This window comes from Halomonas aquatica (assembly GCF_040196335.1).
Lineage (GTDB): Bacteria > Pseudomonadota > Gammaproteobacteria > Pseudomonadales > Halomonadaceae > Halomonas > Halomonas aquatica.
Genome location: NZ_JBEGCJ010000002.1, coordinates 477,794 through 500,509, shown reverse-complemented (window position 1 = coordinate 500,509; position 22,716 = coordinate 477,794). Strand labels below are relative to the sequence as shown.

General features: G+C 64.2%; 21 protein-coding genes and 8 tRNA genes. 21 read left to right on the top strand and 8 right to left on the bottom strand.

Going from position 1 to position 22,716, the window contains the following annotated elements:
- Window positions 1–121: 121 nt before the first annotated feature.
- The 4 genes from ccoP to ccoN are packed head-to-tail and all read right to left on the bottom strand — an operon-like array spanning window position 122 to window position 3,319.
- Window positions 122–1,051, bottom strand: coding sequence for a cytochrome-c oxidase, cbb3-type subunit III (gene ccoP / locus ABE960_RS05510; RefSeq protein WP_349761226.1), 930 nt, complete (start codon window positions 1,049–1,051; stop codon window positions 122–124).
- On the bottom strand, window positions 1,048–1,260 hold the full coding sequence (locus ABE960_RS05505; RefSeq protein ID WP_349761225.1) for a cbb3-type cytochrome oxidase subunit 3: 213 nt from the start codon (window positions 1,258–1,260) through the stop codon (window positions 1,048–1,050). Before ABE960_RS05505 ends, ccoP begins: the two co-directional genes overlap by 4 nt.
- A 2-nt stretch (window positions 1,261–1,262) precedes the next feature.
- Window positions 1,263–1,871: a cytochrome-c oxidase, cbb3-type subunit II gene (gene ccoO / locus ABE960_RS05500; RefSeq protein ID WP_349761224.1), complete on the bottom strand. Its 609-nt coding sequence runs from the start codon at window positions 1,869–1,871 to the stop codon at window positions 1,263–1,265.
- 23 nt (window positions 1,872–1,894) lie between these two features.
- The gene (gene ccoN / locus ABE960_RS05495) at window positions 1,895–3,319 is read right to left on the bottom strand and encodes a cytochrome-c oxidase, cbb3-type subunit I (protein ID WP_349761223.1); all 1,425 of its coding nucleotides are present in this window, start codon (window positions 3,317–3,319) and stop codon (window positions 1,895–1,897) included.
- Between the two features lie 310 nt (window positions 3,320–3,629).
- Here ccoN and ABE960_RS05490 point away from each other — a divergent pair, with 310 nt between their 5' ends.
- The 10 genes from ABE960_RS05490 (at window position 3,630) to ABE960_RS05445 (ending at window position 12,175) form a co-directional block, all read left to right on the top strand.
- The gene (locus ABE960_RS05490) at window positions 3,630–4,205 is read left to right on the top strand and encodes an alpha/beta family hydrolase (protein WP_432765348.1); all 576 of its coding nucleotides are present in this window, start codon (window positions 3,630–3,632) and stop codon (window positions 4,203–4,205) included.
- A gap of 136 nt (window positions 4,206–4,341) precedes the next feature.
- Window positions 4,342–4,417, top strand: a tRNA-Val gene (locus ABE960_RS05485).
- A gap of 42 nt (window positions 4,418–4,459) precedes the next feature.
- Window positions 4,460–4,536 (top strand) — tRNA-Asp (locus ABE960_RS05480).
- A 28-nt stretch (window positions 4,537–4,564) separates the two neighbouring features.
- Window positions 4,565–4,641: transfer RNA gene (locus tag ABE960_RS05475), tRNA-Asp, on the top strand.
- Between the two features lie 38 nt (window positions 4,642–4,679).
- Window positions 4,680–4,756 (top strand) — tRNA-Val (locus ABE960_RS05470).
- A 3-nt stretch (window positions 4,757–4,759) separates the two neighbouring features.
- Window positions 4,760–4,836: transfer RNA gene (locus ABE960_RS05465), tRNA-Asp, on the top strand.
- A 259-nt stretch (window positions 4,837–5,095) separates the two neighbouring features.
- Window positions 5,096–7,108, top strand: coding sequence for an oxidoreductase (locus ABE960_RS05460; protein WP_349761222.1), 2,013 nt, complete (start codon window positions 5,096–5,098; stop codon window positions 7,106–7,108).
- 275 nt (window positions 7,109–7,383) lie between these two features.
- On the top strand, window positions 7,384–9,306 hold the full coding sequence (locus tag ABE960_RS05455; RefSeq protein WP_349761221.1) for a PrkA family serine protein kinase: 1,923 nt from the start codon (window positions 7,384–7,386) through the stop codon (window positions 9,304–9,306).
- Between the two features lie 15 nt (window positions 9,307–9,321).
- On the top strand, window positions 9,322–10,605 hold the full coding sequence (locus ABE960_RS05450) for a YeaH/YhbH family protein (protein ID WP_349761220.1): 1,284 nt from the start codon (window positions 9,322–9,324) through the stop codon (window positions 10,603–10,605).
- A gap of 19 nt (window positions 10,606–10,624) precedes the next feature.
- Entirely contained in the window at window positions 10,625–12,175 is a 1,551-nt protein-coding gene (locus tag ABE960_RS05445; RefSeq protein WP_349761219.1) for a SpoVR family protein, read from the top strand.
- Window positions 12,176–12,257: 82 nt separating this feature from the next.
- Here ABE960_RS05445 and ABE960_RS05440 read toward each other — a convergent pair whose 3' ends face one another.
- Window positions 12,258–12,572: a high-potential iron-sulfur protein gene (locus tag ABE960_RS05440; protein WP_349761218.1), complete on the bottom strand. Its 315-nt coding sequence runs from the start codon at window positions 12,570–12,572 to the stop codon at window positions 12,258–12,260.
- Between the two features lie 417 nt (window positions 12,573–12,989).
- On the opposite strand from ABE960_RS05440, the gene ABE960_RS05435 reads away from it, so the two are divergent.
- Window positions 12,990–13,265 carry an Lrp/AsnC family transcriptional regulator gene (locus tag ABE960_RS05435; RefSeq protein WP_349761217.1) on the top strand — a complete coding sequence of 92 codons (276 nt, stop codon included), beginning with the start codon at window positions 12,990–12,992 and terminating at the stop codon, window positions 13,263–13,265.
- A gap of 111 nt (window positions 13,266–13,376) precedes the next feature.
- The gene (locus ABE960_RS05430) at window positions 13,377–14,243 is read left to right on the top strand and encodes a DNA/RNA non-specific endonuclease (protein WP_349761216.1); all 867 of its coding nucleotides are present in this window, start codon (window positions 13,377–13,379) and stop codon (window positions 14,241–14,243) included.
- Window positions 14,244–14,386: 143 nt separating this feature from the next.
- On the opposite strand, the gene ABE960_RS05425 is transcribed toward ABE960_RS05430, so the two are convergent.
- From ABE960_RS05425 to ABE960_RS05415, 3 genes are all read right to left on the bottom strand, one after another.
- Window positions 14,387–14,473, bottom strand: a tRNA-Leu gene (locus ABE960_RS05425).
- A gap of 41 nt (window positions 14,474–14,514) precedes the next feature.
- Window positions 14,515–14,601 (bottom strand) — tRNA-Leu (locus tag ABE960_RS05420).
- 78 nt (window positions 14,602–14,679) lie between these two features.
- Window positions 14,680–14,766: transfer RNA gene (locus ABE960_RS05415), tRNA-Leu, on the bottom strand.
- Between the two features lie 236 nt (window positions 14,767–15,002).
- Here ABE960_RS05415 and rnr point away from each other — a divergent pair.
- The 9 genes from rnr to ABE960_RS05370 all read left to right on the top strand — a co-directional run bounded on the left by rnr (window position 15,003) and on the right by ABE960_RS05370 (window position 22,700).
- Window positions 15,003–17,387 (top strand): ribonuclease R, encoded by a 2,385-nt coding sequence (gene rnr, locus ABE960_RS05410; RefSeq protein ID WP_349761215.1) that lies wholly within the window; start codon window positions 15,003–15,005, stop codon window positions 17,385–17,387.
- Entirely contained in the window at window positions 17,387–18,202 is an 816-nt protein-coding gene (gene rlmB / locus ABE960_RS05405) for a 23S rRNA (guanosine(2251)-2'-O)-methyltransferase RlmB (RefSeq protein ID WP_349761214.1), read from the top strand. Before rnr ends, rlmB begins: the two co-directional genes overlap by 1 nt.
- Window positions 18,203–18,368: 166 nt before the next feature.
- Complete coding sequence (gene rpsF, locus ABE960_RS05400) at window positions 18,369–18,740, top strand: 30S ribosomal protein S6 (protein ID WP_349761213.1); 372 nt, start codon at window positions 18,369–18,371, stop codon at window positions 18,738–18,740.
- Between the two features lie 33 nt (window positions 18,741–18,773).
- Entirely contained in the window at window positions 18,774–19,001 is a 228-nt protein-coding gene (gene rpsR, locus ABE960_RS05395; RefSeq protein WP_089712195.1) for a 30S ribosomal protein S18, read from the top strand.
- Window positions 19,002–19,014: 13 nt separating this feature from the next.
- Window positions 19,015–19,866, top strand: a complete 852-nt coding sequence (locus ABE960_RS05390) for a YybS family protein (protein WP_349761394.1) — start codon at window positions 19,015–19,017, stop codon at window positions 19,864–19,866.
- A 16-nt stretch (window positions 19,867–19,882) separates the two neighbouring features.
- Window positions 19,883–20,329: a 50S ribosomal protein L9 gene (rplI, locus tag ABE960_RS05385; RefSeq protein ID WP_349761212.1), complete on the top strand. Its 447-nt coding sequence runs from the start codon at window positions 19,883–19,885 to the stop codon at window positions 20,327–20,329.
- Between the two features lie 181 nt (window positions 20,330–20,510).
- Window positions 20,511–21,899, top strand: coding sequence for a replicative DNA helicase (gene dnaB / locus ABE960_RS05380; protein WP_349761211.1), 1,389 nt, complete (start codon window positions 20,511–20,513; stop codon window positions 21,897–21,899).
- Between the two features lie 70 nt (window positions 21,900–21,969).
- The gene (locus tag ABE960_RS05375) at window positions 21,970–22,263 is read left to right on the top strand and encodes a hypothetical protein (protein ID WP_349761210.1); all 294 of its coding nucleotides are present in this window, start codon (window positions 21,970–21,972) and stop codon (window positions 22,261–22,263) included.
- A gap of 134 nt (window positions 22,264–22,397) precedes the next feature.
- Window positions 22,398–22,700: a DUF6482 family protein gene (locus tag ABE960_RS05370; RefSeq protein WP_349761209.1), complete on the top strand. Its 303-nt coding sequence runs from the start codon at window positions 22,398–22,400 to the stop codon at window positions 22,698–22,700.
- Window positions 22,701–22,716: the final 16 nt, after the last annotated feature.

Here is a 22,716-nt window from a genome sequence, read left to right as displayed (position 1 = left end):
GCCTGGCAAAGGGCCGCTGCGGGTGACCATCATTGTATCGGGGCGGCCGCTCAACGAGAAAGGGTGCGACCGGAGGCCGCACCCTTTTTCATGCCGATGGCCGTTGTAGATGGCCGTCGCCTCAGTCCTGGCGGCTCAGACTGTAGACGTAGGCAGCAACGAGATGCACCTTGTCCTCGCCGATGTAGGCGGCCTGCGCCGGCATATGGCCGTTGCGGCCATTGCGCAGGGTCTGGCGCACCGAGTCGGCCAGTGACTGGCCGGGCGCCCGATATAGCCAGGTGTCATCGGTCAGGTTGGGCGCGCCAAGGGCCTGGTTGCCGGTGCCGTCGGGCATGTGACAGGCGGCACACACCGAGGCGTACACGCTGGCTCCCTGCTCGGCGCTCTGCGCGTCCTCGGCATTGCCGGAGAGCGATAGCACGTGCTGGGTGACATTCTCGATGTTCTCGCTGCCCAGCTGCTGCCAGGAGGGCATCAGGCCGTTACGACCATTGTTGAGGGTGTGCACGATGTTCTCCGGCGCCCCCCCGTACAGCCAGTCATCGTCGGTCAGGTTGGGGAAGCCGTAGCCGCCCTGGGCATTGGAACCATGGCAGATCGCGCAATTGTTGAGGTAGATGCGCTCGGCGACCTGCATGGCATCGCCGTCCTGGGACAGTTCCGGGATCGGCACCTCCTGATACTGGGCGAAGATCGGAGCGAAGCGCTCCTCGGCACGGGCGACTTCCTCCTCCCACTGACCCTCCTGGCTCCAGCCCAGCATGCCGGAAAAGTTGCCGAGGCCGGGGTAGAGCACCAGGTAGCACAGCCCGAAGATCACGGTGCCGACGTAGAGCTGGAACCACCAGCGCGGCAGCGGGTTGTCATACTCCTCGATCCCGTCGGCGGCGTGACCCGTGGTGTCGACATTGCCTTCGGCATCCGGCGCCTTGTCGGTCTTGCGGTTGGCGAAGAGCAGCCAGAAGGCAATGCCGATGGTGCCCAGCGTGATGACGATGATCCAGACGCTCCAGAAGCTGGAAAGGGAGTCACCCCAAAAATTGTTCATGTCTTCCTCTCTCCCTTGTCGTGTCGGGAATCGGCCTCTCGGGAGGCACTCTGGTCACGGTTCGGCTGCTCATCCTCATCGGCAAAAGGCAGGTTGGCCGCTTCGTCGAAGTCCGGCTTGCGTCGCTTCGAGTAGGCCCACAGCGTGAGCCCCGCGAAGGCGATGATCAGCAGGATGATGATCACCCCGTTGACGATCCCGTTATCCATGGTCAGCGCGAATCCTTGAGCACGGTACCGAGTTGCTGCAAATAGGCGACCAGGGCGGTGATCTCGCGCTCGCCGCGAACCTCCTCGCTGGCGCCGGCAATCTGCTCGTCGGTGTAGGGCACGCCCAGCATCTGCATGGTGCGCATCTCGTCGTCGATGCGCTCTCCGCTCAGGGTGTTCTCGAAGAGCCAGGGATAGGCAGGCATGATCGACTCCGGCACCACGTCACGTGGGTTGTAGAGGTGGGCGCGGTGCCAGTCGTCGCTGTAGCGGCCGCCGACGCGGGCCAGGTCCGGCCCGGTGCGCTTGGAGCCCCAAAGGAAGTTGTGGTCGTAGACCGACTCGCCGGCCACGCTGTAGTGGCCATAGCGCTCGGTCTCGGCCCGGAAGGGGCGAACCATCTGGGAGTGGCAGCCGACGCAGCCCTCGCGACGGTAGATCCCGCGACCCGCGAGCTCCAGAGGAGCGAGGGGCTCGAGGCCCTCGACCGGCTCGGTCGTCTGTTTCTGGAAGAACAGCGGCACGATCTCGGCCAGACCCCCGAAGCTGATCACCACCAGGATCAGTACGGAGAGCAGGCCGACATTCTTTTCGACTATCTCGTGTCTCATTGGTGTCTCGTTCCCTGGTTGGCTCAGGCAGTCTGCGGAATCGGCTGACGCGCGTCTTCGCCGCGTCGGACGGTCATGTAGACGTTGAAGGCCATGATCAGCATGCCGGCCACCCAGCACAGGCCGCCGATCAGCCGCACCATGTACCCCGGGCCGCTGGCCTCCACGGACTCCACGAAGGTGTACATCAGGGTCCCGTCGGCGTTCACGGCTCGCCACATCAGGCCCTGCAGGATGCCGTTGACCCACATGGCGGCGATGTAGAGCACGGTGCCGATGGTGGCCAGCCAGAAGTGCACTCCGATCATCCCCACCGAATACATCTCGGTACGACCGAACAGTCGCGGGATCAGGTGGTACATGGAACCGATGGTGATCATGGCCACCCAGCCCAGGGCGCCGGCATGCACGTGGCCGATGGTCCAGTCCGTGTAGTGGGAGAGCGCGTTGACGGTCTTCACCGCCATCATCGGGCCCTCGAAGGTGGACATGCCGTAGAAGGAAAGGGCCACCACCAGGAAGCGCAGGGTCGGGTCGGTGCGCAGCTTATGCCATGCGCCGGAGAGGGTCATCATGCCGTTGATCATGCCGCCCCAGGACGGGGCCAGGAGGATGATCGACAACACCATGCCGAGTGACTGGGTCCAGTTGGGCAGGGCGGTGTAGTGCAGGTGGTGCGGACCGGCCCACATGTAGACCATGATCAGCGCCCAGAAGTGGACGATGGAGAGGCGGTAGGAGTACACCGGGCGTTCGGCCTGCTTGGGAACGAAGTAGTACATCATCCCGAGGAAGCCTGCGGTCAGGAAGAAGCCGACCGCATTGTGGCCGTACCACCACTGTGTCATCGCATCTATGGCGCCGGCATAGAGGGAGACGGAGTAGGTCGAGGTCACCGGGATGGAGGCGCTGTTGACGATGTGCAGCACGGCCACGGTGATGATGAAGGCCGCGAAGAACCAGTTCGCCACGTAGATGTGGGACGTCTTGCGCAGCTTGATGGTCCCCAGGAAGACGATGGCATAACTGATCCACACCACGGCCAGCAGGATGTCGATCGGCCACTCGAGCTCGGCATACTCCTTGGTGCTGGTGAGGCCCAGCGGGAGGGTGATCACCGCGGACAGGATAACGGCCTGCCAGCCCCAGAAGGTGAAGGCCGCCAGCTTGTCCGAGAACAGTCGCACCTGGCAGGTTCGTTGCACGACATAATAGGAGGTGGCAAACAGTGCCGAGCCGCCGAAGGCGAAGACCACGGCGTTGGTGTGGAGGGGGCGCAGTCGGCCGAAGCTCGTCCACGGCAGTCCCAGGTTCAGTTCCGGCCATACCAGCTGCGAGGCGATGATGACACCGAGGGCCATGCCCACGATGCCCCACACCACCGTCATGATCGCGAACTGCCGAACTACCTTGTAGTTGTAGGTCGGGTGTTCAAATGCTGTGCTCATGTCAGGTTCCCATCGAACGCGGTTTGGGGGTGTCCCGCGGCATTCTGCCTCGGGGTGACCTCCGCAGGATGATGCAGGTCTGTATCCAAGCGTGATTCTAGCGCAGGCTTACTGCAAGCTGAACACGCCAATCTGTTGATTTATTAACGCGAGGAGGCATAAATTGTCAGACTATTCTTGTCGGGATTTGCCTCTGATCGATGGCGATACCCTGGCCCGGCGGCTTCTGGAAGGCGATCAGGGGCGCTGGAATATCGAAGGCCTTGGCCCCCTTGAAGTACTAGGTGAATGCCGTGTCGGGCGGTTGCTGATGGCTCATGGAGCTGGCGCTGGGCAGGATTCAACCTTTATGCAACGCTTGCGCGACATCCTCGCCGCGACAGGGGTCCAGACCCTGGCCATGGAGTTCGACTACCTGCAGTCGATGCGCCGTGAAGGGCGACGTCGCCCTCCGCCGAGGGTCGATCGCCTGGTCGAGGAACTTGCCCGCTGGTGCGACATTGTGTCGCATCGAGACCTTCCGCCGCCCTGGCTGGGGGGGAAGTCCATGGGTGGTCGCGTCGCCAGCATGCTGGCGGCACGGGACGGTGCCCGGGGCCTGGTGCTGTGTGGCTATCCCTTCCATCCTCCCGGCAAGCCTGAACGCCTTCGGCTCGCCCACTGGTCGTTGCTCGAGTGTCCGACCCTGGTAGTTCAGGGCAGTCGAGACCCCTTCGGGACTCGTGAGCAGGTGCAGGGCTATGACCTTCCCAAGGTGGCGAAGCTGCACTGGCTCGGAGAGGGGGATCATGACTGGAAGCCGACGCGCGCCTCGGGGCGAGATCAGGCGGGTCTGATCGCCGAGGCTGGGGCCGCGATCGCCGCCTTCATGGTCGATCATTCCTGAAAGCCCCGTACCGCGGGCGATGTAGCCAAGTGGATGAAAGGGCGGCGATTCTTGCCCACTCGAGGGTCCGTTTCGGCGATGCAAAAAGCGTTGACATTGGTCGGCCCCCCTGTAGAATGCAGCGCCACGTGACCGAGGGTGGTTAGCTCAGTTGGGAGAGCACCAGCCTTACAAGCTGGGGGTCACAGGTTCGAACCCTGTACCACCCACCATTGCTGCGGCAATGCCCGATCGCGTAGCAGGAAGATCACAGCGGACCGGTAGTTCAGTTGGTTAGAATGCCGGCCTGTCACGCCGGAGGTCGCGGGTTCGAGTCCCGTCCGGTCCGCCATCTTCTTCCCCGTCGCAGGTCATCTTGCGGACCGGTAGTTCAGTTGGTTAGAATGCCGGCCTGTCACGCCGGAGGTCGCGGGTTCGAGTCCCGTCCGGTCCGCCATGATGGCATGAGACAGCAGTAAACTTGCAGTAACGCGTGGGTGATTAGCTCAGTTGGTTAGAGCACCAGCCTCACATGCTGGGGGTCACTGGTTCGAGTCCGGTATCACCCACCATGCGGACCGGTAGTTCAGTTGGTTAGAATGCCGGCCTGTCACGCCGGAGGTCGCGGGTTCGAGTCCCGTCCGGTCCGCCATCTGCACACGAATTCTTCAGCCCCGAGGCCCATCCGGTCTCGGGGCTGTCTCGTTTGGCCGCCGGACCGCCGGTTTCTTCCCCGCTCCTTTCTCTATGCACCTTTTTCTCTAACCTCCTTTACTCTCTCATCCTGCTTTCACGCTGGGTTCTCGCACGTTCGCACGTTCGCACGTGTGGCGATGGGCCTTTGCGTCCTCTGCCTCTATTGCCATACAGTTGTTTGAATATGTTGCCATCCCTACCGTGAGGATCCCGCCGTGAGTGCCTTTCCCCAGCTGTTTCGCCCCTTGAGGGTCGGGCACCTGACGCTCCCCAACCGGGTGCTGATGGGCTCGATGCACACCAACCTCGAGGAGGCGCCCGGTGGCGTCGAGCGGCTGAAGGCCTTCTATGCCGAACGGGCACGAGAGGGGGTCGGCCTGATCGTCACCGGCGGTATCGCGCCGCATCCCGAGGGGGCCGTCTTCCAGGGGGCCGCGACCCTCGAGCGGCCCGAGCAGGTGGCGGATCACCGCCGCGTGGTCGAGGGAGTTCACGAGGCCGGCGGACGCATCTGCCTGCAGATCCTGCATGCCGGGCGCTATGCCTATACCCCTGAGCTGGTGGCCCCGTCGGCGATCCAGTCACCGATCACGCCCTTCATGCCCCGAGAGCTCGACACCGACGAAGTTGAGTCACGTATCGAGGCCTATGTGCGCTGCGCGAAGCTGGCCCGAGAGGCCGGCTATGACGGTGTCGAGGTGATGGGCTCGGAGGGCTACCTCATCAACCAGTTCATCTGTCCGCGCACCAACCACCGCGATGATGCCTGGGGCGGAACCTTCCAGCATCGCATCCGATTTCCCGTGAAGATCGTGCAACGCATCCGCGCCGCGGTGGGGGATGACTTCCTGCTCATCTTTCGACTGTCGATGATCGACCTGGTGGAAGAGGGCAGCACACGGGAGGAAGTTCTGGGCCTGGGTCGCGCGATAGAAGCCGCCGGCGCCGACCTGATCAATACCGGCATCGGCTGGCATGAGGCGCGGGTGCCGACCATCGTCACCAGCGTGCCGCGGGCCGCCTTCACCGAGGTGACGCGACGCATGAAGGCCGAGATCAGCGTGCCGCTGATCACCACCAACCGCATCAACATGCCAGAGGTGGCGGAACGAGTGCTGGCCGAGGGACATGCCGACATGGTCTCCATGGCGCGCCCCTTCCTGGCCGACCCGGCCTGGTTGAGCAAGGCGGGCGCAGGGCGACGTGACGAGATCAATACCTGCATCGCCTGCAACCAGGCCTGTCTGGACCAGGTCTTCCTGGGCCGGCTCGCCTCTTGCCTGGTCAATCCCCGCGCCTGCCATGAGACAGAACTTCTGGTCACGCCGGTCGACAGCCCCGGGGCCATCGCCGTGGTGGGCGGCGGTCCGGCGGGGCTGGCCGCGGCCGTGACGGCCGCTGAGCGTGGTCATGCGGTGACCCTCTTCGAACGGGCGAGCGAGCTGGGCGGCCAGTTCAACTATGCACGACGGATTCCCGGCAAGGAGGAGTTCGAGGAGACCCTGCGCTACTACCGGGTGATGCTCGACCGTTACGGCGTTCAGGTACGGCTCGATACCGAGGCGGATGTCGATCAGCTGCGCGATTTCGACGCGGTGGTCCTGGCCACCGGTGTGCGCCCCCGACGGCTCTCGCTGCCGGGGATCGACCACGCGAAGGTAATGAGCTACCCCCGGGCCATCACCCACCCCGAGCGGGTCGGTCCCCGGGTCGCGATCATCGGCGCCGGGGGTATCGGCTTCGATGTGGCCGAGCTGCTGACCCATATCGAGCATCATTCTCGGGATGTCTCGGCCTGGTGCGACGAATGGGGGGTCGATCTCGACCTGGCGCATCGCGGGGGACTCAAGGCGATGCAGGCTCCTGCGACCCCGCGCCGCGTCTTCCTCCTGCAGCGCAGGGCCTCGCGGCCCGGCAAGGGTCTCGGCAAGACCACCGGCTGGGTGCATCGGGCCTCGCTTGCGCACCGTGGCGTCGAGATGATAGCCGACTGCGAGTATCTCGGCATCGACGACGACGGCCTGGCGCTGCGGATCGGAGGGGAGCCGCGCCGACTCGAGGTCGATACCGTCGTGGTGTGTGCCGGCCAGGAGTCGGTGCGGGAGCTGCTGGAGCCGCTTGAGTCAGCCGGCGTGGCCGTGCACGTGATCGGCGGTGCAGACGAGGCCGCCGAGCTCGACGCCAGGCGCGCCATCGAGCAGGGAACGCGCCTGGCCGCGGCGCTCTGACGCATCAGGGCGACCGCGATCGCCGAGCTAGAAGCGACACCGGAAGGCTGCCCGCCGATCGCCACCGGCGGGCAGCGTCGGGCCAGCGTTCAATCTTTGGAAAATCTTCATGAACCGATGGACGCTCCCCGGGCTCTCATCAAATGAGGGCTCGGGATCGTTGATTGGTGGGCTAAACCGTTATCCGCTGATGCTGTCTACGCTGAGAAGACCCCACCCCGGCTTGTCACCACCACGTCGTCGTGGCCCGGGAATCGGGCATTAAGGAGGCATAGATGAGCATCTTCGATCATGTGCAGAACCGCTTCGCTCGCGTCCAGCAGGAAGAGATGGGCCTGCAGGAGTATCTGGAACTCTGCCGCCGTGAGCCGGTGGCCTATGCCACGGCCGCCGAGCGGATGCTGGAGGCCATTGGCGCACCCGAGGTGATCGATACCGCGAAGGATCCGCGACTGTCCCGCATCTTCTCCAACAAGGTGATCCGCCGCTATCCGGCCTTCGCCGAGTTCTACGGCATGGAGGAGGCCATCGAGCAGATCGTCGCCTACTTCCGACACGCCGCCCAGGGCCTCGAGGAGCGCAAGCAGATCCTCTACCTGCTGGGACCGGTGGGGGGCGGCAAGTCCTCCCTGGCCGAGCGGCTCAAGTTGCTGATGGAGAAGGTGCCGTTCTATGCCATCAAGGATTCCCCGGTCTACGAGTCGCCGCTGGGCCTCTTCTCCCCGGATGAGGATGGCGAACTGCTTGAGAAGGAATATGGCATTCCCCAGCGCTATCTGAGGAGCGTGATGTCGCCCTGGGCCGCCAAGCGGCTCAAGGAGTTCGGCGGCGACATCTCGCAATTCCGGGTGGTGCGTCTCTATCCATCGCGGCTCAACCAGATTGCCATCTCCAAGACCGAGCCCGGCGACGAGAACAACCAGGACATCTCTTCGCTGGTCGGCAAGGTGGATATCCGCCAGCTCGAGCTCTACTCCCAGGATGACCCCGATGCCTACAGCTTCTCTGGAGGCCTGTGCCGCGCCAACCAGGGGCTAATGGAGTTCGTCGAGATGTTCAAGGCGCCGATCAAGGTGCTGCATCCGCTCCTGACGGCAACCCAGGAAGGCAACTACAACCCCACCGAGGGCATGGGCGCGATCCCCTTCGATGGGGTGGTGCTGGCCCACTCCAACGAGAGCGAGTGGCAGACCTTCCGCAACAACCGCAACAACGAGGCCTTCCTGGATCGCGTCTACATGGTCAAGGTGCCCTACTGCCTGCGAGTCACCGAGGAGATCAACATCTACAAGAAGCTCCTCGAGCACTCATCGCTGGCCGAGGCGCCCTGTGCCCCGGATACCCTGCGCATGCTGGCGCAGTTCACGGTGCTCTCGCGGCTGAAGGAGCCCGAGAACTCGAGCGTCTATTCCAAGATGCGGGTCTACGATGGCGAGAATCTCAAGGATACCGACCCCAAGGCCAAGTCGATCCAGGAGTACCGTGACAGCGCCGGTGTCGACGAGGGGATGGAGGGGCTGTCGACACGCTTCGCCTTCAAGATCCTCTCCAAGGTGTTCAACTTCGACAACCATGAGGTGGCGGCGAACCCGGTCCACCTGCTCTATGTCCTCGAGCAGCGCCTGGAGCAGGAACAGCTGCCCCGGGAGACCTTCGAGCGCTACCTGCGCTTCATCAAGGAGTTCCTGGCGCCACGCTACGTGGACTTCATCGGCAAGGAGATTCAGACGGCCTATCTCGAGTCCTACTCGGAGTACGGACAGAACATCTTCGACCGCTATGTCACCTATGCCGACTTCTGGATCCAGGATCAGGAGTTCCGTGACCCCGAGACCGGGGAGTTCCTCGACCGTCAGGCCCTCAACGAGGAGCTGGAGAAGATCGAGAAGCCGGCCGGCATCTCCAACCCCAAGGACTTCCGTCACGAGGTGGTCAATTTCGTGCTGCGGGCGCGTGCCCAGAACAACGGCATGAACCCCAGTTGGCAGTCCTACGAGAAGCTCAGGGGGGTGATCGAGCACAAGATGTTCGCCAACACCGAGGAGCTGCTGCCGGTGATCTCCTTCAATGCCAAGGCCTCGACGTCGGACCAGAAGAAGCATGAGGACTTCGTGGCGAGGATGGTCGACCGCGGCTACACCGAGAAGCAGGTGCGCCTGCTCTCCGAGTGGTACCTGCGGGTGCGCAAGTCGCAGTAGCCCGAGGAGGTCGTCATGACCTATTTCATCGATCGACGAGCCAACGCTAAGCACAAGAGCGCGGTCAACCGTCAGCGCTTCCTCGACCGCTACCGGACCCATATCAAGCGGTCGGTCGAGGAGTCGGTGAACCGTCGCTCGATCACCGACATGGAGCGGGGTGAAAATGTCTCGATCCCCACCCGGGACATCTCCGAGCCGGTCTTTCAGCACGGACCGGGAGGCAAGCGCGCCATCGTGGCGCCCGGCAACCGGGAGTTCGTCGAGGGGGATCGGCTGCGCCGCCCCGGGGGTGGGAGCGGCGGGGACGGTGCCGGGGAGGGAGGTGCCTCCAACCAGGGCGAGGGGATGGACGAATTCGCCTTCTCCCTTTCCCGGGAGGAGTTTCTTGAGTTTGTATTCGACGGCCTGGAGCTGCCCCACCTGGAGCGCAAGAATCTGGTGGACCTGGACGAGGTGCGCCAGGTGCGGGCGGGGGTGTCCCGAGACGGGACGCCTGCGCGCATCAACATCGTGCGCTCCATGCGTGAGGCTCAGGCGCGGCGCATCGCCATGCGGGCGCCGATCCGCCGGGCCCTTCGCGAGGCCAGGGAAGCGCTGGTCGAGGAGGAACGCAAGGATCCGGTGCTACGTAACCCGGCCCGCATCACCGAGCTCAAGGCAGAGATCGAGCGGCTGGAGAAGCGTCTCGAGTCGGTCCCCTTCATCGATACCTACGACCTGCGCTACAACAACCTGATCGACCAGCCCCAGCCGTCGAGCAAGGCGGTGATGTTCTGCGTGATGGATGTCTCGGGCTCCATGACCCAGGCCCACAAGGACATCGCCAAGCGCTTCTTCCTGCTGCTCTACCTCTTCCTCGAGCGCAACTACGAGAAGGTAGAACTGGTCTTCGTGCGCCACCACACCGCGGCCAAGGAGGTCGACGAGGAGGAGTTCTTCTACTCCCGGGAGACCGGCGGCACCATCGTCTCCAGTGCCTTGACCCTGGTCGACGAGATCATCGAGACGCGCTACCCCGCCGGGCAATGGAACCTCTACGTGGCCCAGGCCTCGGATGGTGACAACTGGGACGACGACTCCGTCGCATGCCGAGAGTTGCTGGTCGATCGCCTGATGCCGCGGCTGCAGTACTTCACCTACGTGGAGATCACCCCCCACGCCCACCAGGCGCTCTGGGAGGAGTATGAGCGGGTGGAGGCCGAATACGACACGCGCTTCGCCATGCGCCAGATCGTCGAGGCCGGGGACATCTATCCGGTCTTTCGCGAGCTGTTCAAGCGCCGAGTCGCCGTCTGAGGCGGCCTGAGGAGGCAGCATGACCCGACGAAAGCCCATCGCCACCGGCTCCGACTGGAATTTCGAGATCCTCGATGCCTTCGAGGGCGAGATCGCCCGACTGGCCGACGAGTATCGCCTGGACACCTACCCCAACCAGATCGAGGTCATCACCACCGAGCAGATGATGGATGCCTATGCCAGCGTAGGGATGCCGGTTGGCTATCACCACTGGTCCTTCGGAAAGCAGTTCCTGGCCGTGGAGCAGGCATATCGTCGCGGCCAGATGGGGTTGGCCTACGAGCTCGTCATCAACTCCGACCCCTGCATCGCCTACCTGATGGAGGAAAACACCCTGATGATGCAGGTGCTGGTCATGGCCCACGCCTGCTATGGCCACAACTCCTTCTTCAAGGGAAACTACCTGTTCCGCACCTGGACGGATGCCACCTCCATCGTCGATTACCTGGTGTTCGCCAGGAAGTACATCGGGGAGTGCGAGGAGCGCCACGGCGTGGAGGCGGTGGAGCAGTTGCTGGATGCCTGCCACGCCCTGCAGAACTACGGGGTCGATCGCTACAAGCGCCCGTCGCCTGTGTCCGCGGCGGAGGAGTCGCGCCGGCAGAAGGAGCGTGAGGCCCACCTCCAGGCTCAGGTCAACACCCTGTGGCGAACCATCCCGGGCCGGCCCCGCGGGGATGCCCTTCCCGGCATGGTCGACGAGGAGGATCCGCTCGGCCTGCATGAGGGTGGGCGCTATCCTCCCGAGCCTCAGGAGAACCTGCTCTACTTCATCGAGAAGAATGCGCCGCTGCTGGCCCCCTGGCAGCGGGAGGTGGTGCGCATCGTGCGCAAGCTGGCCCAGTACTTCTATCCCCAGCGCCAGACCCAGGTGATGAACGAGGGCTGGGCCTGCTTCTGGCACTACACCCTGATGAACCGCCTCTTTGATGAGGGGCTGGTGGACGAGGGATTGATGCTGGAGTTCCTGCAGTCGCATACCTCGGTGGTGCAGCAACCGGCCTTCGACAGTCCTTACTTCAGCGGCATCAATCCCTATGCCCTGGGCTTCGCCATCTTCACCGACCTCAAGCGTATCTGCGAGGCGCCGACCCAGGAGGATCGCCAGTGGTTCCCCGATACGGCCGGGAGCGACTGGCGGGAGACACTGGAGTTCGCGATGCGCAACTTCAAGGATGAATCATTCATCCAGCAATTCCTCTCGCCCAAGGTGATGCGTGACCTGAAGCTGTTCATGGTGGTCGACGATGACCAGGAAGAGATGCTGGAAGTGTCGGCGATCCATGACGAGCGTGGCTACCGGCGCATCCGTGACTCGCTGGCCACCCAGTATGCCCTGGCGGTGCGGGAGCCCAATATCCAGGTCTACGCGGCGGATATCCGCGGTGATCGCTCGCTGACCCTGCGCCATGTGCAGGACGGTCGTCGGCCGCTGGCGCGCAGCGTCTACCCGGTCATCCGTCACCTCAACCAGCTGTGGGGCTTCCCGGTGAGACTGGAATCCATGGAGGGTGACGAGGTGGTCCGCCGCTACCAATGGCCCCTGGCCGAGGAGGAACGGCGCGACTGAACGCTCATAGAACGAGAAGCCCCATAGAACGAAGAGACCCGCGCCATGGCGCGGGTCTTGGGTTTCCTGCTTCGACGGCGATTCAGGCCTGGGCCGTCCAGGACTGGCACCAGCCGCCTGGCTCGACGCTGTTCTGCGGGAACAGCTGGCAGCCCTGGCTGTCCGCCTTCCAGAACATGCAGTTCTGGCACACCTCGCCTTCTTCGTAGGCCGGGTGATCGCTGGCCTCACTGGCGACCTTGACGTAGTTAAGGGCCTGGGCCTGTGCGCCGCTCGGGTCCAGGGCGGGCAGGTCCTGGGCGAAGGCGCGCTTCGACAGGATGCCGGCACCCAAGGGCAGGGCGGCAAGGCCCAGCAGGCTGTTGCGCATGAAGTCACGACGGTTGCGGTCGGCCATGGTCTCTCCTGATCATCAGGTTGGGGATAAGGTCGCGGCGGAACATGTTGAGTGTCCGCTCTTCTTTCCTGGTCTTTCCTTGGTCTTTCTTGGCGGGTGATCGCGCCACCCTTGTTCGGACAGGCGTTTCCCCGCGGAGTTCTTGGGCCCATGGTAGCCACGTGACCTTGGCATCGCTAATTTCTTAGGACTCGTGCGGCAATCTGCCGCGTGGTTCAGGCTCATTGACATGGTTCGCGGATATGGCTCTTGGATATCGCCCGTGGAGATGTCTCGAGCCGAGAAGGTCCTGACGCCCGCGCACCTGCTGTCGGTGCAGCGTCCACGCCGGCGCTGCTATACTCGCCCAGCTGCGGTGGCCGCCAGGTCGACCGGAACGTGATGCGCGCGACAGCGCCTTGAGCAGGGAGAAGTCCGATGCAGAATGCCGTGATTCTGATCAATGCCGACAAGGGCCAGGTGAAGGCCGTGGCCGAGAGGCTGGCCGACGTCGAGGGAATCAGCGAAGTCTACTCCACCTGTGGCCGCTATGACCTCGTCGCCATCGCGCGTACCCGCGATTTCGAGAGCCTGGCGGAGCTTGTGACCGGGCGGCTCAATACCGTCGAGGGCATTCGTGATACCGAGACCCTCAATGCCATGCAGGTGCATTCCCGCCACGATCTGGAGACCATGTTCTCGTTGGGCTGGTAATGGGCTGGTAAAGAGTGTTCTGGCTGGGTTGTGAAAGAGTGTCCTCGCTGTGCTGGTGAGGAGTGTCGGGCCGCTCGGCCCAATGGATGAACGGGCAGGGACGATTCAGTCATGGCAGCAAGTCGCGCGCGCGCCAGTCACCGCTGGCGGCGCCGGGTCCGTCGTTTCGGCATCACGGCGCTGTTCCTGGCGGTGACCTCGGGGCTCTGGTACTTCCAGGAGCGCGAGCTCCGCGATGGCCTGAGCTGGCAGGGTGTCACCACCTGGGAGGAGCTCACGCCGTTGACCTTCCATCGGGTGCTGCGCAACGACGGTTACCTGGCGGGCTGGTCCGACATCCGTGTCAATCCGCTGTGGGTCAGCTACCTGCTGCAGAGAGTCGACGACCCCGCTGCCGGGCCGCGCCCCGGTTTCCGCCGTGACTGGCGGGCCCTCTGGCCGATCTCGCCGGACAGCTACTTCGGCAGTGGCTATGACCGCGGCCATCTTGCGCCGAACTATGCGATCGCGGCGGTCCACGGCGCCGGGGCCCAGCGCGACACCTTCCTGATGAGCAACATGTCCCCCCAGAGGCCGGCGCTCAACCGGCGTCTATGGCAGCGGCTCGAGGAGGTGGTGATGGATCACTTCGTGCCGCGTTTCGCTGTCATCCAGGTGATCACCGGCCCGGTCTTCCCGGCCCGATTTCGGGACAATGTGCTCAATCGCGTCGGGCTGGTGGAGGTGCCGGAGGCCTTCTACAAGATCCTGGTGGTGCCGGGGGAGACGCCCCGGGCGCTGGCCTTCATCATGCCGCAGCGCGTGTCGGGCGACGAGCCGCTGGACGACTTCCTGGTGAGCATCGACGATGTGGAGGCGCGCACCGGCCTGGACTTCTTTCCGCAGCTTTCCCGGGAGGCAGCCGAGGCGCTGGAGGGCGGGGTGCAGACCGCGGGCTGGGGCATCGACGAAGTGGCCAGATTGCCCGGGCGCTTCTGAACGAGCACCGGTCATGAGGCGGGCAGCAAGCGGAGCGTAGAAACACGACACAAAAAAACCGCGATCAAGGGTCGCGGTTTCCTGTGGGCTGCTCTTTATAGCTTACGGCTCGGTGGTGCGGCTCGTCTGCATGATGCGAGAAGTGGTGCCCAGGAGAGGACTTGAACCTCCACATCCGTAAGGATACTAGCACCTGAAGCTAGCGCGTCTACCAATTCCGCCACCTGGGCGCATCATGCTGCCATCGTGTTCGGGCGCATCGCGTCGGCGATGGTGCCCAGGAGAGGACTTGAACCTCCACGTCCATAAGGACACTAGCACCTGAAGCTAGCGCGTCTACCAATTCCGCCACCTGGGCGAACACGAGTGACTCGAGCTGACAAAGAGCGTGGGAGCTGACTCCCTGATATCCAGTCGATGATCGACCCGATATCGTTGGTGCCCAGAAGAGGACTTGAACCTCCACACCCGTAAGGATACTAGCACCTGAAGCTAGCGCGTCTACCAATTCCGCCATCTGGGCAGGCGAGGCGTATGGTACCGGATTCGTTCGTTGATGCAAGCGGCTCCGGGGCCAAAAATCAGGATTTTTTGCCGGCTGGCGGGGCCCCTTGGTACTGCCATGGTTGGGTGATGGAGACGCCGGCGCTATACTGCGCGCATGAAAACCTACCCGAAATGCAAGATGTCACGCGCCGGACGCCGTCCCTGCGCCCTTTCGATAACGCCGCTCCCGATGCCGCCAAGGATGCCCTCCGCATGACCCACTGGACGCTCAGCGACGATCCGCACGCGAAACGCGAAGCCCACAAGTACGACAAGCCCGCTCCCAGCCGAGAATACCTGCTGGCCCGCCTCGAGGAGGTCGGCAAGCCCATCACCCATGAGGTGATGAGCCAACAGCTGGGCCTCGAGGACGAGGATCTCCAGGAGGCGGTGCGGCGTCGCCTGGCGGCGATGGAGCGCGATGGCCAGGTGCTGCGCAACCGGCGCAATGCCTATGCGCTGATCGACAAGCTCGACCTGGTCAAGGGAAAGGTGCTGGGGCATCGCGACGGCTTCGGCTTCCTGTTGCGCGACGACGGCAAGAAGCCTGATCTGGTCCTGCCACCTCGGCAGATGCGCCGGGTCTTCCATGGTGATCATGTACTGGTGCGCATCAGCGGGCGCGACCGTCGGGGGCGTGACGAGGCCACCATCGTCGAGATGCTGGCACGCAACACTCAGACCATCGTCGGCGTCTATCGGGCCAATACGCCGGAATTCGGGGTGTTGATTCCCGAGAACTCCCGTATCACCCAGGAGGTCATCATTCCCCACAGCGCCTGTGGCGGCGCGAAGGATGGCCAGGTGATCTCCGCGAGGATCACCCAGCAGCCCGAGACGCGTGTGCAGCCGGTGGGCGAGGTGGTCGAGGTGCTCGGCGAGCGCATGGATCCCGGGATGGAGATCGACATCGCCATCCGCAGCTACGAGATTCCCGCCGATTTCCCGCCGGATGTCCACGACCAGATCTCCGGCATGTCCGCCGAGGTGGCCGAGGCGGACAAGGCGCATCGCATCGACCTGCGCGACGTGCCGCTGGTGACCATCGATGACGAGAGTGCCAAGGACTTCGACGACGCCGTCTGTGCATACAAGACCAAGTCCGGCAGTTGGAAGCTGCTGGTGGCCATCGCAGATGTCTCCCACTACGTGCGTCCGGGTACTGCCCTGGACCAGGAGGCCATCACCCGCGGCAACTCGGTCTACTTCCCGGGGCAGGTGGTGCCGATGCTGCCGGAGCTGCTCTCCAACGGGCTCTGTTCGCTTAATCCGGCCGTCGATCGCCTGGCGCTGGTCTGCGAGATGAACATCTCCCAGAGCGGGGCGATCAGCCGCTACCGTTTCTATGAGGCGGTGTTCCAGTCCCATGCGCGACTGACCTACAACAAGGTGGCCGCCATTCTCGATGACCAGGGGGAGCAGGGCGATGCCCTGCGCGAGGAGTACCGCGAGCTGGTGCCATCGCTTGAGAACCTGCATTCGCTCTACCGGCTGCTGCGTGAGGCCCGCGTGGAGCGCGGTGCCATCGACTTCGAGACCACCGAGACCGCCATCGTCTTCAACGATGAGCGCAAGATCGAGAAGATCGTCCCGCGCTCGCGTAACGACGCCCACAAGATCATCGAGGAGTGCATGCTGGCGGCCAACGTCGCCACGGCGCGATTCCTCGACAAGCATGACCTGCCGGCGCTCTATCGCATCCACGAGAAGCCCTCGCCGGAGCGGCTCGACAAGCTGCGGCTGTTCCTCAACGAGTTGGGCCTTTCGCTGCCCGGTGGCGATGACCCGAGTCCGCAGGACTATCGCGACCTGGCGGCGACCATCAAGGGTCGCGACGACGCCGACGTGATCCAGACCGTGATGCTGCGCTCCATGAGTCGAGCGGTCTACTCGCCTCAGAACGACGGGCACTTCGGCCTCGCCTATCCGGCCTATGCGCACTTCACCTCGCCGATCCGCCGCTACCCGGACCTGCTCGTCCACCGCGCCATCCGCTCGGTGATCCGCGGGCCGCGCCAGACCAATACCGTGCTGCGCGCCAATGGCGCCGCGGTGGAGCCGCCAAGCAAGTGGTCGCCCTATACCTTCGAGCAGATGCTCGAACTCGGCGAGCACTGCTCGATGACCGAGCGACGCGCCGACGACGCGACCCGAGACGTGGAGGACTGGCTCAAGTGCGAGTTCATGTCCGACAAGCTCGGCGAGGTCTATGAGGGCAGCATCGCATCGGTGACCCAGTTCGGCATCTTCGTGCGCCTCGATGAGGTCTACGTGGAGGGGCTGGTTCACGTCACCTCGCTGCCGTCCGACTATTACCACTACGAGCCCGAGAAGCATCGCCTCAAGGGCGAGCGCAGCGGGATGAGCTATCGCCTGGGCGATGGGGTCACCGTGCAGGTGGCCCGTGTCGACCTGGACGATCGCAAGATCGACTTCGAGCTGGCCGACGACAAGCCGCGCCCCAAGCGTCAGCCGCGTAAGCGCCGCGGGAATGGTCCGGCATCCTCCTCGCCGGAGGGGGGCAAGAAGCCAGATGAAAAGGCGGGCAAGGGCGGCAGGCGTCGTCGCGGTCCGCGGCGGTCGAGGGCGCGTGGCTGATGGCGGCAGGTCACCGCAAGCCGCGCGCATCTCGAAGGGCTTCGGGTCACGGGCCGTCGACACCCGGGGGGCTCGAGGCCGTGTTCGGCGTTCACGCAGTACGTGCGCTGCTGGACCGTGGCGAGACGCCCCGTGAGGTCTGGGTCCAGGAGGGCAGTGCCGGTGCCCGCCTGGACGAGCTGGTCGAGGCCGCACGCCAGGGAGGCGCTCGTCTCCAGTCGCGTCCTCGTGACGAGCTCGATCGACTCGCCCAGGGCGCCTCTCACCAGGGCATCATCGCCTTCGCCACGCCGCTGGCCTTCGAGGGGGAGGCATCGTTGTGGCTCAGGCTCGAGGGCTGGCCGCATGCGGCGCCACCCCTGCTGCTCGTGCTGGACGGCGTCACCGACGTGCACAACTTCGGGGCTTGCCTGCGCAGTGCCGACGCCGCCGGTGCCCACGGGGTGATCGTGCCCAAGGACAAGGCGGCGCCGCTAAATGCCACGGTGCGCAAGGTCGCCTGCGGGGCCGCCGAGAGCATACCCGTCTACCAGGTCACCAATCTCGCGAGGACTCTGGCGAAGATGAAGTCCCTCGGGGTGTGGATCACCGGTACCGCCGGCGAAGCCGAAGCGAGCCTCTATGAGGCCGACTTCACCGGCCCAGCGGCCCTGGTGATGGGTGCCGAGGGCAAGGGCATGCGTCGTCTCACTCGAGAGGCCTGCGACACCCTGGTCAAGCTGCCCATGGCCGGCAGCGTCTCCAGTCTCAACGTCTCGGTGGCTACCGGGGTATGCCTGTTCGAGGCAGTACGCCAGCGCCAGGGGGCAGGGTGAGCGACTGAGTCGCTCCTGCCTTGCCTCTCGGGCCATGAATCATTAGAATACCTGCGCCCGCTCGTCCTGCGAGCGGGCATTCCTGTCTTTTTGACAATCACTCCTTGCTTCCCCTGAGCGACCCGAGGTCGTCACTGTGGAAGCTGCCAAACCGCAAGGAGATTTCATGCGTCACTACGAGATCGTCTTCATGGTCCATCCGGACCAGAGCGAGCAGGTCCCGGCCATGGTCGAGCGCTACACCGGCCTCGTCACCGAGAGCGGCGGTACCGTGCATCGCCTCGAGGATTGGGGCCGTCGCCACCTGGCCTACCCGATCAACAAGATCCACAAGGCTCACTACGTTCTGATGAACGTCGAGTGCAGCGGCGAGACCCTCGACGAGATCGAGAACATCTTCCGCTTCAACGACGCCATCATCCGCAGCCTGGTGGTTCGCGCCAAGGAAGCCGTCACCGAGGCCTCTCCGATGATGAAGCCGGTGGAAGAGAAGCGTGTCCGTCGCGACGAGAAGCCGCGCAGCGCCGAATCCGCCTGAGCCCACCCATCGCACCTCTTAAGGAGTCTTCCCATGGCACGCTTTTTCCGTCGCCGCAAGTTCTGTCGCTTTACCGCTGAAGGCGTGAAGCAGATCGACTACAAGGATCTGGATACGCTCAAGGCCTACATCACCGAGACTGGCAAGATCGTACCCAGCCGCATCACCGGGACCAAGGCCCGTTACCAGCGCCAGCTGTCTTCCGCCATCAAGCGGGCACGCTACCTGGCACTGCTGCCCTACACCGATAGCCACCAGTAACGCGCCGCACGTGATGATGCCCGTTGCCCGCTGGATGATGCGCGGCACGCCCCACGCCGCCCTCGGGGCCGCCGCGGCCACCGCCATTCCCTGGCTGTTCTGGCTGGGGGCTGCCGTGGTGGCCCTGGTCACGCTGCGACATGGCCTGGCCGCGTCGCTGCCCGTGATCATCGCCGCGGCCGTTCCGGCTGGCTGGTGGTGGACTCAGGGGGATGTCATTCCGCTGACCAGCGTTCTGCTGGTCGTGCTGATGGCGGTGGTGCTGCGCTCTCGACTGCGCTGGAGCGAGGCCCTGATCGCCGGGACCCTGGCCGGGGCGGCGATGATCCAACTGGGCACCTTCCTGCCGCCGGGCGGCGCAGGTCTCGTGCTGGAGCAACTGCGCCAGGCGTCGCCGGACATTGCGGCGATGCTCGGTGAGCTCTCCCGCCAGGGCATGGATACCGAGCGTCTGGCCGGCCTGATGATCAGCGGCGTGACGGCACTGATCGTGCTGCTCGTCGCCGTGGTCTGTCTGGCCATGGCGCGCGGCTGGCAGGCCGAGCTCTATAACCCGGGCGGGTTCCGCGAGGAGTTCCATGGGCTGCGCCTGGCGCCTCGGGAGTTCGCCGTGCTGGCGGTGCTCGGGGTGCTTGGAGTGGTGCTGGGGCTTCCGGCCCTTGGCATGCTGACCTGGGTGCCGCTACTGGTGTCTGGCATCGCGCTGGTGCATGGTTTTATCGGATTGAAGGGAATGAACGGGCTGTGGCTGGTCGCCTTCTATGTGCTTCTGATCACCACCTGGCCCATGATTCTCATTGTGCTGCTCGCGGCCTTCATCGACACGTTCGCGGATTTCCGTGGACGATTGGCCCGCAGCCACTGACAAGAGGTTTACGAGAATGGACGTCATTCTGCTAGACAATATCGGCAAGCTGGGCGGTCTGGGTGACCAGGTCACCGTCAAGCCCGGTTACGGCCGCAACTACCTGGTTCCCTACGGCCTGGCCGTACCGGCGACCAAGGACAACATCGAGGCCTTCCAGGCCCAGCGTGCCGAGCTCGAGGCCCAGGCCGCCGAGCGCAAGGCCGTGGCCGAGGCGCGTGCCGAACAGCTCAACGACATCGAGCTCTCCCTGGTCTCCAAGGCCGGTGACGAGGGCAAGCTGTTTGGCTCGATCGGTCCGCGGGACCTGGCCGAGGCCATCTCCAGCGCAGGCATGGAGGTCGCCAAGAGCGAAGTGCGCATGCCGCAGGGTCCGATCCGTCAGACCGGTGAGTACGACGTCGTCCTGCACCTGCATGCCGAAGTCGACGCCACCGTGCGCGTGGTGGTCGTGGCCGAGTAAGGCCAATGCCGGTGGCACGCTCACTGGGGCGTGCCTCGACAGGGGGCGAGGAGCGAATCCTCGCCCCCTTTTTGTTGGCAGACCACCTCTCGCGGCGGTAGGCGGTTTTCGGGCATGGGGTCGTCGCCTGCCATCGGGTAGACTGTTCCTGTCCCTTTTTTCCCCTGAAGGTCCGCTCGCCATGAACGAACCCATCGCCCTCGACCGGGAAACCGCCGCCCTGAAGGTGCCGCCTCATTCTCTGGAGGCCGAGCAGTCGGTGCTCGGTGGCCTGATGCTCGACAACCAGGCCTGGGACAACGTGGCCGAGCGACTGGTGGCGGACGACTTCCATCGCTATGAGCACCGGCTGATCTTCAACGTCATGGCGGGCCTGGCAGAGGCGAGCCGGCCGCTGGACGTGGTGACCCTCTCCGAGGCCCTGGAAGGGCGCGACCAGCTCGATACCGTGGGCGGCCTGGCCTACCTTGCCGAACTGGCGCGCAACACGCCCTCGGCGAGCAACATTCGCGCCTACGCCGACATCGTTCGCGAGCGCGCCACGCTGCGCAAGCTCATCCGGGCAGCCAGCCAGATCGCCGATGGCGCCTTCAGCCCCCAGGGACGCCCCGCCGACGAACTGGTCGACGAGGCCGAACGGCTGGTCTTCCAGATCAGCGAGGAACGACCCAAGTCGGGCGGCCCCATCGGCATGAGCGAGCTGCTGACCAAGGCGGTGGACCGCATCGACGAGCTGTTCAACATGCAGGGCGAGATGACCGGACTCTCCACCGGCTTTCGTGACTTCGACGAGATGACCTCGGGCCTGCAGCCCTCGGATCTGGTGATCATTGCCGGTCGCCCCTCCATGGGCAAGACCACCTTCGCCATGAACCTGGTCGAACACGCGGTGATCGCAAGCGACAAGCCGGTCATGGTGTTCTCCATGGAGATGCCCGCGGATTCGCTCATGCTGCGCATGCTCTCCTCGCTGGGGCGCATCGACCAGACCCGGGTGCGGACCGGTCAGCTGGAGGACGAGGACTGGCCGCGGCTTACCTCGGCGGTGAACCTCCTCAAGGACAAGCAGCTTTTCATCGATGACACCGCGGCCCTCTCGCCCAACGAGATGCGCTCGCGGATCCGTCGAGTGGTTCGCGAACAGGGCAACCTGTCGCTGATCATGATCGACTACCTGCAATTGATGCAGATCCCCGGTTTCTCGGAGAATCGTACCGGCGAGATCTCCGAGATCTCCCGCTCGCTCAAGGGGCTGGCCAAGGAGTTCGGCTGCCCGGTGGTGGCGCTCTCCCAGCTCAACCGCTCGCTGGAGAGCCGCCCCAACAAGCGGCCGGTGATGTCGGATCTGCGCGAGTCCGGCGCCATCGAGCAGGATGCCGACATCATCGGCTTCGTCTATCGCGACGAGGTCTACAATTCGGATAACCCCGACAACCAGGGGCTGGCCGAGGTGATCATCGGCAAGCAGCGAAACGGCCCCATCGGCACGGTGCACATGGCCTTCATCGGCAAGTACACTCGCTTCGAGGACCTGGCACCGGACAGCTATCGCGAGGCCTTCGGCGACTGACGGCGTCCTTGAGTCCCGCCATCGGCCCCGTATAATGCCGACCCCTTGAATCCCACAGGAAGGAGGCACCATGGCAGGAGGATTCCGACGCGGCAATCGCCAGCGTACCCCGAAACTCGAAGGGCGCGGCGAGCTTCAATCGATGGAGCGTGAAGGCCCCTTCAAGGAGTGGCTGGGGATGCCCGATCTCTATCGTTACCACCTGGAGGTGGACGGCGAGTCCTACAGCTACCAGACCGAGGACGCCGAGTTGCCGGTGCAGGTCGGCGATCGAGTGGTTTTTCGCTACAAGGAAACCAGGGCTGGCAACTGGGTCGACCGCAATTCCCTGGGCAAGGCAATAGACCCCTCCGAATATCAGTAGGTCCGGAACCTCGCGAGATGGTCAGGGTCATTAGGGAGCAATATCGGCGACACGCTTCCGTCATCGAGTGCCGTCAGGCTTTGCCCGAACGTGTATCTCGACATCGCCGATCCGAATATCAGGAGGATGGACCCATGGAGTTCCAGGAACTGAAAGCCTTCGTGGCACACCACGACAACTTCGAGATTCGCGTGATCGGCCATGCCGGCAGCCGCTTCTATCAGGTCGAGCTCGAGGATGTGGAGGGCCAGCGCCACATGCTGACCCGCACCGGCAAGCCGATTCTCTTTCGCTCGCTGGACGACGTCTATCTGGAGCTAAGGCGTGCGGGCATTCACCGCGCCTACCTGGTTCAGCAGGTACCCCATGACGAGGTCATCGGACGCGAGACCCACTACCAGGATCCCCTGACCTCGCGCATGCCGCTGGTCTTCTGAGCGATGCCGGCGCCTT

What these genes read in the sequence shown, in the direction of transcription:
- ccoO (WP_349761224.1), bottom strand. Translation starts at nt 1,871, where the DNA reads ATGAGACACGAGATAGTCGAAAAGAATGTCGGCCTGCTCTCCGTACTG.
- rnr (WP_349761215.1), top strand. Translation starts at nt 15,003, where the DNA reads ATGACCCACTGGACGCTCAGCGACGATCCGCACGCGAAACGCGAAGCC.
- ABE960_RS05375 (WP_349761210.1), top strand. Translation starts at nt 21,970, where the DNA reads ATGGCAGGAGGATTCCGACGCGGCAATCGCCAGCGTACCCCGAAACTC.
- ccoN (WP_349761223.1), bottom strand. Translation starts at nt 3,319, where the DNA reads ATGAGCACAGCATTTGAACACCCGACCTACAACTACAAGGTAGTTCGG.
- ABE960_RS05445 (WP_349761219.1), top strand. Translation starts at nt 10,625, where the DNA reads ATGACCCGACGAAAGCCCATCGCCACCGGCTCCGACTGGAATTTCGAG.
- ABE960_RS05370 (WP_349761209.1), top strand. Translation starts at nt 22,398, where the DNA reads ATGGAGTTCCAGGAACTGAAAGCCTTCGTGGCACACCACGACAACTTC.
- rpsF (WP_349761213.1), top strand. Translation starts at nt 18,369, where the DNA reads ATGCGTCACTACGAGATCGTCTTCATGGTCCATCCGGACCAGAGCGAG.
- ABE960_RS05490 (WP_432765348.1), top strand. Translation starts at nt 3,630, where the DNA reads ATGGCTCATGGAGCTGGCGCTGGGCAGGATTCAACCTTTATGCAACGC.
- ABE960_RS05390 (WP_349761394.1), top strand. Translation starts at nt 19,015, where the DNA reads ATGATGCCCGTTGCCCGCTGGATGATGCGCGGCACGCCCCACGCCGCC.
- rlmB (WP_349761214.1), top strand. Translation starts at nt 17,387, where the DNA reads ATGGCGGCAGGTCACCGCAAGCCGCGCGCATCTCGAAGGGCTTCGGGT.
- dnaB (WP_349761211.1), top strand. Translation starts at nt 20,511, where the DNA reads ATGAACGAACCCATCGCCCTCGACCGGGAAACCGCCGCCCTGAAGGTG.
- rpsR (WP_089712195.1), top strand. Translation starts at nt 18,774, where the DNA reads ATGGCACGCTTTTTCCGTCGCCGCAAGTTCTGTCGCTTTACCGCTGAA.
- ABE960_RS05455 (WP_349761221.1), top strand. Translation starts at nt 7,384, where the DNA reads ATGAGCATCTTCGATCATGTGCAGAACCGCTTCGCTCGCGTCCAGCAG.
- ABE960_RS05430 (WP_349761216.1), top strand. Translation starts at nt 13,377, where the DNA reads ATGGCAGCAAGTCGCGCGCGCGCCAGTCACCGCTGGCGGCGCCGGGTC.
- ccoP (WP_349761226.1), bottom strand. Translation starts at nt 1,051, where the DNA reads ATGAACAATTTTTGGGGTGACTCCCTTTCCAGCTTCTGGAGCGTCTGG.
- ABE960_RS05435 (WP_349761217.1), top strand. Translation starts at nt 12,990, where the DNA reads ATGCAGAATGCCGTGATTCTGATCAATGCCGACAAGGGCCAGGTGAAG.
- rplI (WP_349761212.1), top strand. Translation starts at nt 19,883, where the DNA reads ATGGACGTCATTCTGCTAGACAATATCGGCAAGCTGGGCGGTCTGGGT.
- ABE960_RS05440 (WP_349761218.1), bottom strand. Translation starts at nt 12,572, where the DNA reads ATGGCCGACCGCAACCGTCGTGACTTCATGCGCAACAGCCTGCTGGGC.
- ABE960_RS05450 (WP_349761220.1), top strand. Translation starts at nt 9,322, where the DNA reads ATGACCTATTTCATCGATCGACGAGCCAACGCTAAGCACAAGAGCGCG.
- ABE960_RS05505 (WP_349761225.1), bottom strand. Translation starts at nt 1,260, where the DNA reads ATGGATAACGGGATCGTCAACGGGGTGATCATCATCCTGCTGATCATC.